Source organism: Streptomyces sp. NPDC059010 (assembly GCF_042740355.1).
Classification (GTDB): Bacteria; Actinomycetota; Actinomycetes; order Streptomycetales; family Streptomycetaceae; genus Streptomyces.
In genome coordinates this window covers 1-3,707 of the sequence record NZ_JBHYJA010000105.1, presented here as the reverse complement: position 1 = coordinate 3,707, position 3,707 = coordinate 1, and the positions used below count along the sequence as shown (strand labels likewise).

The 3,707-nt window shown below is 69.7% G+C and carries 3 protein-coding genes and 1 pseudogene; 2 read left to right on the top strand and 2 right to left on the bottom strand.

Features of this window, described 5'->3' with window-relative positions; all coding sequences use genetic code 11:
* Positions 1-397: 397 nt before the first annotated feature.
* Positions 398-706, top strand: a complete 309-nt coding sequence (locus ACFWYS_RS46520) for a hypothetical protein (RefSeq protein WP_384783169.1) — start codon at positions 398-400, stop codon at positions 704-706.
* Positions 707-849: 143 nt separating this feature from the next.
* Here the strand turns inward: ACFWYS_RS46520 and ACFWYS_RS46515 are convergent.
* Both ACFWYS_RS46515 and ACFWYS_RS46510 read right to left on the bottom strand, forming a co-directional pair.
* Positions 850-1,503, bottom strand: a pseudogene (locus ACFWYS_RS46515) (IS5 family transposase); the annotation flags it as partial.
* Between the two features lie 111 nt (positions 1,504-1,614).
* Complete coding sequence (locus ACFWYS_RS46510; protein ID WP_384783166.1) at positions 1,615-3,009, bottom strand: pyridoxal phosphate-dependent decarboxylase family protein; 1,395 nt, start codon at positions 3,007-3,009, stop codon at positions 1,615-1,617.
* A gap of 250 nt (positions 3,010-3,259) precedes the next feature.
* Here ACFWYS_RS46510 and ACFWYS_RS46505 point away from each other — a divergent pair, with 250 nt between their 5' ends.
* The gene (locus ACFWYS_RS46505) at positions 3,260-3,541 is read left to right on the top strand and encodes an Lrp/AsnC ligand binding domain-containing protein (protein WP_384783163.1); all 282 of its coding nucleotides are present in this window, start codon (positions 3,260-3,262) and stop codon (positions 3,539-3,541) included.
* The last annotated feature ends 166 nt before the right edge of the window (positions 3,542-3,707 follow it).

Below are 3,707 nucleotides of genomic sequence, written 5' to 3'. Positions count from 1 at the left end.
CATGCGACCTGCGGTGGAAGGCCGCATGCGGGCTCGGCCTCAACGACATGGCCTTGATCCGTCGCTGCTGGCCTACTTCCGCCACCGGCAGCCGTTCCGACCGTCCGAACCGCATCTTCGATGCCGTGCGAGAGGTAGTTGGCTATGTACGCGAGCCGCGGCTCTGGCCCACTTTTTGGGCTCTGTCGCTGATTTGGGGGTGCGTGACGATCAGGAGCAGGTGGGCATCACCTGGGCGTGGGCGATGTAGTTCGTCCTCGCCGACCTTCTCCTTCCGAAGGTTGGGGTGGCGGTTGAAGGAGTGGTTCTTGGGGACACTGAGGTCCGACTTAGATGTTGTCTCAGTTGGCGTGCAGGATGAGTACCCATACTCAGGTGCGTCTGCGGGTGGGGCAGCATGCTGGCGGGCATGCAGCGTCCTTCGGTGTGGTTGGATCTTGGGCTCGCGATCGCGCTTCTTCCAGTGTCGGCCATGCTGATCGTCTGGCTCGGGATGCATGTGATGTTCTCGGGCGATGACTTCGGATCCCCCGGCATTCGCACTGCCCAAGCCGGGCGGCGCGGGGCGTGGATCAGCGGTTGCGTAGCAGTCGTGGCAGGCGGCGGGTTGATGGGCCTGCGATTGTGGATCGCCGGGTCCGTTCACCTGCTCGTTCTCGGTGCGGCGGCTGTTCTTTTTGCCGGCGTTGCTGCTCAGAATGGTTGATTACAGCAGTCGCCGGTAGCAGATCAGAGCGCTGGCGAGGCCGACGAAGGCGAGGAAGTGCGCGGCCTCGCGCCCGCAGCGGCGGGCAGGCGTCGGCAGCCGCCCAGCCATGACAGCGCGCGTTCGATGCCCCAGCGGTGCTGGCCGAGGCGGCCGGAGCTCTCTTTATCGCGGCGTGCGATGCGCGGCACGATCTGCGGGCGGCGCAGCGAGTTCCGTAAGTGGTCGAAGTCGTAGCCCTTGTCTGCGTGGAGCTTGGTTGGGCGGCGGCACCTGGGCCTCGGCGGGAGCGGATGGGCGGGATGCCCTGCATCAGCGGCACCAGTGCCTGACTGTCGTGCAGGTTGGCGACGGAGATGCCGATCGAGGTGGGCAGACCGTTGCGGTCGATGATGACATGGATCTTCGACCCCTTCTTGCCTCGGTCGGTCGGATTCGGTCCCGTCAAGGGCCCCTTTGACCGCCCGGAGACTGATGGAGTCGATCGCGCAGCGCGGCCAGTCCACTTCTCCCTGCGCTCCGAGCCGATCCAGCAGCACCCGGTGCAGCTTGGCCCACACCCGGGCCGTCGACCAGTCGGTGAAGCGCCGGTGCACCGTCTGCCAGGAAGCACCGAACACCGGCGGGAGCTGCCGCCAGGTGCAGCCCGAGGTGGCCACGAACACAATCGCGGCCAGTACCGCACGGTCGTCACAACGGCGCCGGCCCCCGCCCTGCGGACGCACTGGGGCCTCTGGCACCACCAGCTGGAACAACTCCCACAGCGCGTCTGGCACCAGCCGCTCAACCAGCCCCATACGGCAGTCAACCAGCTACCACCAATCAGGACACCGACTTAATGCCCGTGTCCCACGGCTTGACTTCTCCATTGGGAAGCCGCTCTGAGCTTGGCAGGTGGCCGGGGGGCGCTACGTGGTGGTGTGGCGCTTGGCCTCGGCGGTGATGATCTGCAGTGCCTCGGTGATGCGGTCGTGGTGGGTGCGGTGGGAGACCACGCAGACGCGCAGGGTGTAGCGGCTGTCGACAACTGTGCTGGAGAGCACGATGCGTCGGTGGGCGTTGATCCGCTCCAGCAGACGCCGGCTCGCCTCGTCGGCCCGCTCGGCGGCGGCCGGGCTGCCGTCGGCGGGGCGACAGCGGAATGTCACGGTGGTCAGGTCCGGGCGCTGCGGGACCTCCAGCTCCGCGACGCCGGACAGCGTGTCGTGGACGTGTTCGGCCAGGTCGAGTTTCTCGTCCAGAGCCTCGCGGAAGGCGTCCACCCCGTGCAGGTGCAGGGGAAGCCAGGCCCGCAGACCGCGGATCTCGTGGGTCAGCTCGGGTCCGAGCTGACCGGAGTCCGGGATGCTGCCCGCCGCTCCCATGTCCTGGAGGTAGCTGCCGGTGCCGTCGTGCGCGGCGTGCAGGGCGGCGAGGTCGCGGACGACCAGGGCGCCGGTGCCGAACGGCATGAACAGGGTCTTGTGCGGGTCCAGGGTGATCGAGTCGGCCTGCTCCATACCGGCGAGGCGCTCTGAGCCGCGTGCGGTGAGCCGGAAGAAGCCTCCGTAGGCCGCGTCGATGTGGAACCACACGTCCTCGCGGCGGGCCAGGTCGGCCAGCTGAGGCAGCGGGTCGACGGTGCCGGTGTCGGTGGTGCCGGCGGTGGCCACCAGCAGGAACGGCCGCAGCCCGGCGTGCCGGTCGGCGCGGATCACCGCGGCGGCGGCGTGGGGGTCCATCCGCAGGTCCGGGGTGTGCGGCACGGTACGTATGCGGGCGGCCGGGATGCCGGCGAGGCGGGCTGCCTTGGCGACGGAGTGGTGGGCGAAGGTGGTGGTGTAGACGGTGCCTCCGGCGAGGTCCTCGCCGAGCCTGTCGTGGCGGGCGGCGACCGTCGCGGAGAAGGTGGCCATCGAGCCACCGCTGGTCAACAGGCCACCGCTGCCCTCCGGGAGGCCGCACGCATCGCGGGCCATCCAATGGATCACACTCTCCTCCAGCGCGGCGAGGGCCGGGGCCACCGAGGCCAGGCCGCCGTAGCGGTTGACGGCACGGTTGTAGAACTCGGCGAGCGCGGCCGAGTACAGTCCGCTGCCCGGGATATAGGCCAAGTGGCCCGGCCCGGCCGTCTCCAGAGCGCAGTCGGCGGCCTCGTCCAGGCGCGCGAGCAGAGCCTTCAGGTCACCGCCCCGGTCGGGCGGCGGCGCCAGGAAGGACTCCACGAGGTCGGCCTCGGCCTGCGGCGACAGGGGGCTGGTCGCGGGGCGCGCCGCGAGGTTCTCGGTGCGATCGACGACATGGTCCAGGACGAGACGTCCCATTTCGGTCATCGTGGTGCGGTCGGGTTCCAGGGGGAAGGGGTGCATGAGGCAGTCCAATGCGCGTGAGAAGGAGACGGGGGCTGCAGCGGACCGGCTCGGCGGCCGCGGCGCGTGACCAGAATGCTCCGCCAAACCCGGCACACGATGGCGTAATGAGTGCCTGCGCCGCACCAAGGCGCTGGAGGAGGACGGGGTCCTGGCCGGCTACCGGGCCGACCTCGACCGCGAGCGCCTCGGCCTCGGGCTGACGGTGTTCCTCTCCCTCAAGGTCGAGCACTCCCGCACCACCTCCCAGGTGGTCGAAGAGGCACTGAAGGCGATCGACCACGTGGTCGCCTGCCATGTGGTCTCCGGCGACGCCGACTTCTTCGTCGAGCTCGCCGTGCCGGACCTGCGCACCTTCGAAAAGGTGCTCACCGAGCAGATCCTGGCCATCGGTCCCGTTCGCGACGCCCGCAGCACCTTCTGCATCCGCACCGTCATCGACCGCGGCCCGCTACCCCTCAACTCCTGGCCCGCCCCACGGGCATGACCGCACGACGCGGCTTCGCCTGCTTGAGGAACACCGCGATTCCCCGCCCGAAGATGAAGCAGCAAGCTGAGCACCGGAGCGGCCTACGGTACCGGGCGGCGGCGCCCCCGCCGGCCGCGGGGCGCCGCGCTCGGGGGGCGGGCCGGCGGGCCGGGGGGGCCCGGGC